This window comes from Microbacterium umsixpiens (assembly GCF_053543675.1).
Genome location: NZ_JBLVOH010000133.1, coordinates 1 through 4013, shown reverse-complemented (window position 1 = coordinate 4013; position 4013 = coordinate 1). Strand labels below are relative to the sequence as shown.

At 71.8% G+C, this 4013-nt stretch carries 5 protein-coding genes; 2 read left to right on the top strand and 3 right to left on the bottom strand.

Annotated elements, in window-relative coordinates; genetic code table 11:
- The coding region (locus ACNPM4_RS13260; RefSeq protein ID WP_448985983.1) for an isochorismate synthase at positions 1–564 on the top strand (564 nt) is incomplete at its 5' end.
- A 6-nt stretch (positions 565–570) separates the two neighbouring features.
- Here ACNPM4_RS13260 and ACNPM4_RS13255 read toward each other — a convergent pair.
- Genes ACNPM4_RS13255 through ACNPM4_RS13245 form a run of 3 tightly spaced genes read right to left on the bottom strand, consistent with a single transcriptional unit; the run spans position 571 to position 3444 of the window.
- Entirely contained in the window at positions 571–1413 is an 843-nt protein-coding gene (locus tag ACNPM4_RS13255) for a polyphosphate kinase 2 family protein (RefSeq protein ID WP_448985982.1), read from the bottom strand.
- 16 nt (positions 1414–1429) lie between these two features.
- Entirely contained in the window at positions 1430–3079 is a 1650-nt protein-coding gene (gene menD, locus ACNPM4_RS13250; protein ID WP_448985986.1) for a 2-succinyl-5-enolpyruvyl-6-hydroxy-3-cyclohexene-1-carboxylic-acid synthase, read from the bottom strand.
- Positions 3080–3093: 14 nt separating this feature from the next.
- On the bottom strand, positions 3094–3444 hold the full coding sequence (locus ACNPM4_RS13245) for a PLD nuclease N-terminal domain-containing protein (RefSeq protein ID WP_029260899.1): 351 nt from the start codon (positions 3442–3444) through the stop codon (positions 3094–3096).
- Positions 3445–3518: 74 nt separating this feature from the next.
- Between ACNPM4_RS13245 and ACNPM4_RS13240 the strand changes: the two genes are divergently transcribed.
- On the top strand, positions 3519–3947 hold the full coding sequence (locus tag ACNPM4_RS13240) for a hypothetical protein (protein WP_448985981.1): 429 nt from the start codon (positions 3519–3521) through the stop codon (positions 3945–3947).
- Positions 3948–4013: the final 66 nt, after the last annotated feature.

Sequence of the window (4013 nt, the reverse complement as noted above, 5' to 3'; positions counted from 1 at the left end):
GTGACCGCTCGTGTGCTCGCCGGCACCATCGGCCGGGGCGCGGATGCGGACGCCGACACCGCGGCATCCTCCCACCTCGCCTCGAGCACGAAGGATCTCGACGAGCACCAGTACGCCGTGCAGAGCGTGCTCGCCTCGCTCCGGACGCACACCCGGGCGTTGGCCGCGAGCGAGCAGCCCTTCCTTCTGAAGCTGCCGAACCTCTTCCATCTCGCGACAGACGTCGAGGGCGAGCTCGCCGACGGCGAATCGGCGCTCGACCTGGTGCAGGTGCTGCATCCGACCGCCGCCGTCGCCGGCACCCCGACGCCCGCGGCCATCGCCGCCATCCGCGAGCTCGAGCCCTTCGACCGCGGACGCTACGCCGGCCCGGTCGGCTGGGTGGACGCCGCGGGCAACGGCGAATGGGCGATCGCCCTGCGCTGCGCACAGTTCACGGCAGGATCCGGGGAGATCGGGGTGACGGCATACGCCGGCGCCGGGATCGTCGCGGGCTCGGACCCCGAGAGCGAACTGCTCGAGACGCGGGTGAAGTTCCGGCCGCTGGTCGACGCGCTGGCCTGAGCGCGCTCAGCTCGCGGCGAGGCGCTTCTTCTCGGCCTCGACATCGAAGTCGGCGACCGGCCACTGCGGGTCGATGTCCTCCAGGGCTGCGAGCAGCAGCTCCTGCACCGCGAGGCGGGCGTACCACTTGGCGTTCGCCGGGATCACGTGCCACGGGGCCGCCTCGGTGGAGGTGCGGTCGAACACGGTCTGGTACGCCTGCATGTACTGCGGCCACAGCATCCGCTCGTCCACATCGCCGGGGTTGTACTTCCAGTACTTGTCCGGGCGTTCGAGCCGCTCCATGAGCCGCTCCTTCTGCTCCTCCGGCGAGATGTGCAGCATGACCTTGATGATGCGGGTGCCGGATGCCGCGACGCGGGCCTCGAACTCGTTGATCGCGTCGTACCGGCGCTCGATCTCCGCGGCGTCCGCCAGCTCGCGCACCTTGCCGATCAGGACGTCTTCGTAGTGGGAGCGGTCGAACACCCCGATGAAGCCCGGCTCCGGCAGACGCTTCTCGATACGCCACAGGAAGTCGTGGCTGCGCTCCTCGGGTGTCGGCGCCTTGAACGCGGCGAGCGCGACGCCCTGGGGATCGACCCCGCCGACCACGTGCCGCACGATCCCGCCCTTGCCGGCCGAGTCCATCGCCTGCAGCACCAGCAGTACGGCATCCTTCGCCACCCCGACCCGGCTCTCGGCGAACAACCTCTCCTGCAGATCGTTCAGCTTCTCGAGCCCCGCCGCGAGGTCACGGGCGCCGTGCGACTTGCCGCCGACGTATCCGGGCTTGGTGTCGGGGTCGAGATCGGCGAGGCGGAATCCCTCGCCCACTCGTAGCGTCTGCGTCCAGCGGTGCGCGTCCATACGCACATCCTGCCAGTCAACGCGGCAGCGGCACCTCGATGATCTGACGGCCGCCGCGCGGAGTGGTCAGCGCCTGGTCGAGCGCCGTGCGGGTCGTGACCCTCTGGTACTCCCAGCCGTAGGCCGACGCGAGGTGCTCCAGGCGCACGGTGTGCGGGGTGTAGAAAGCGCGATCGAGGTCGGCCGGCGACGCGGACCCTGCGACCTCCAGGGAGTCGAAGATGGTGCCGCCGCCGTCGTTGCCGACGATGACCTGGAGCCGCGGTTCGGTCTCGTCCGGGGGCAGCAGCAGTGCGCCGACGTCGTGCAGGAAGGCGAGGTCGCCCAGCAGCACCCTCGTCACACCGGGGGCTCCGGCCGCCTGACTGGCGAGTGCGATGCCGGTCGCCGTCGCGATGGTGCCGTCGATCCCGGCGAGTCCGCGATTGGCGTGCACGGGCACCTTCTTGCCGCCGAGCACCTGATCGGCGACGCGCACCAGCCGCGAAGAGCCGAACACCAGCCGGTCGTGAGGCCAGGTGGCCCGCCACACGGCGTCGACCAGGAGTGCACGGTCGAGCGGGCGGCGGACGGCGTCGAGCTCGGCCTTGACGGCGTCCCTGCGGGCGGCGAAGTCGGTGGAGGCCAACCCGTCGGGGTCGGGGGCGTCCTCGCTCAGGTCGACGACCTCGGCGGCCGAGGCCTGGAGCCAGTCGCCGAGCCAGGCGCGATCGGCGGGGCCGGGGGCGACGGATACGGCGCCGACGGCACGGGTGCGGTGGTTGAGGTTCAGATCCTCCCCACCCCCGCGCACCGCGATCACGTCGACATCCGTACGGGCGAGGAGTGCTGCCACCTCACGGCTGAGCGTCGGGTGGCCGAGCACGACGACCCGTTCGATGCGCCCGCCGAGCTCGTCGCGCGACAGCAGCCGACGGTAGCCGTGCACGACCTGTCGCCCGAAGCGCGCACCGCTCACGATCTCGGCGATCAGGGGCCAGCCTCCTGCGTGGGCGACCTCTTCGGCATCCGCTCCCGCATCGGCGCCCGCGATCACGACCGTCCGCGGACCGCGCTCGAGTGCGAACGGCTCCTCCGCGAGCGGACGGGGTGCTTCGCCCGGGGCTGCCGTGATCGCGGTGAGGTCGCCCGAGAGCGGTTCCCTGGCGGGGAGGTTCAGGTGCACGGGGCCCGCAACGCCGGGCAGCGCGCCATCGACCTCGCGCGCTCCCATCGCGCCCGCCACAGCACGCTCGGCGAGTCCGGCCCAGTCACCGTCCCCCGGCACCGGGGCATCGACCTGGTCGCGCACCCAGGGGTGGAAGAGACCTTCTTGGCGCGTCGCCTGATTCGCTCCGACGCCGCGGAGTTCGGGCGGACGGTCGGCGGTCAGCAGCAGCAGTGGGACACCGGAGTGGAACGCCTCCAGCACCGCGGGAAGCAGGTTGGCGACGGCCGTGCCCGAGGTGCAGATGACGGCAGCGGGCACACCCGTCTCCCGGGCGATCCCGAGCGCGGTGAACCCGGCGACGCGTTCATCGATGCGCACGTGTACGCGCACGTGCCCGTCATCGGCGAAGCGCACGGCGGCGAGCGCGAGCGCCTGCGAGCGCGAGCCCGGCGACAGCACGATGTCGCGCACACCGTTCGCGACGAGGTCGGCGATCAGGGAAGCCGCGGCCTCCATCGCCGGCGACGACGTCACGGGCGCGGGTCCGAGGCGGGAGGCTCGTCGGTCTCCTCGTCCAGACGGGCGAGCTCCTCTTCGAGGCGGCGGATGCGGGCATCCTGCTCGGTCTTGCTGATGCTGCGCAGGAACGCAGGGTCGTCGTCCGGCGCGATGACGGGGCGGGTACCGGAATCGTTCGCACGGCGCCGGCCGATCACGAACCAGAGGATTCCACCGATCACGGGGAGGAGCACCACGATCGCGATCCAGGCGGCCTTGGACACACCCCGGTGCCGCGTCGCCGGCTGCACTGCGCAATCGACGATGCTGTACACCCAGAACACGGCGGCGAGGAAGCCGCCGACGATCAGTAGTCTCGCCACCCCTCCAGTGTAGGCGTGTCAGCGGTGGCCCGGCCCCGGAGAGACAGAGGCACCGTTGCTAGACTGCGCGGGAAATGCTGCCCTCACCGCCGGATCGGATGCTGCGAGCGCGGGCTGATCGGACGCTGATCGCCCGCGCGATCACCGCCGTCGGCCTCGCGCTCCTGCTGGTGATCGGCGCCTGGTCCAGCTCCCACGGCCCGGCCGATGTGCACGCCACCCTCTGCCTCGCGTCCGGCGTCTCGTCTCCGACTGACACCGTGTCCGCCGGTGGTGGCCCCGACAGCGCGACGGCCATCGACGTGCTCTCCTCCGACATCGGCGTCTGCGTGCTCGCCGTGCTGTGCGGCGTCGCACTGGTGCTGCTGTTCCTCCGGCTTCGCGGTCGGGGCTCCCGGCCCCTCCGCACCCGCGCTCCCCGCCTGACGTCGCCGAGCCGTGCCGGCCCGCGCCTCGTCGTCCCCGCCCTCTCCCTGGCACAGCTCTCGATCTCCCGCACCTGACGCCCGACGCGTGCAGCGAGCCGCCTCGCGCGGCATCCTTCCCCGTCGTACCCCTGTGTCTGGAGA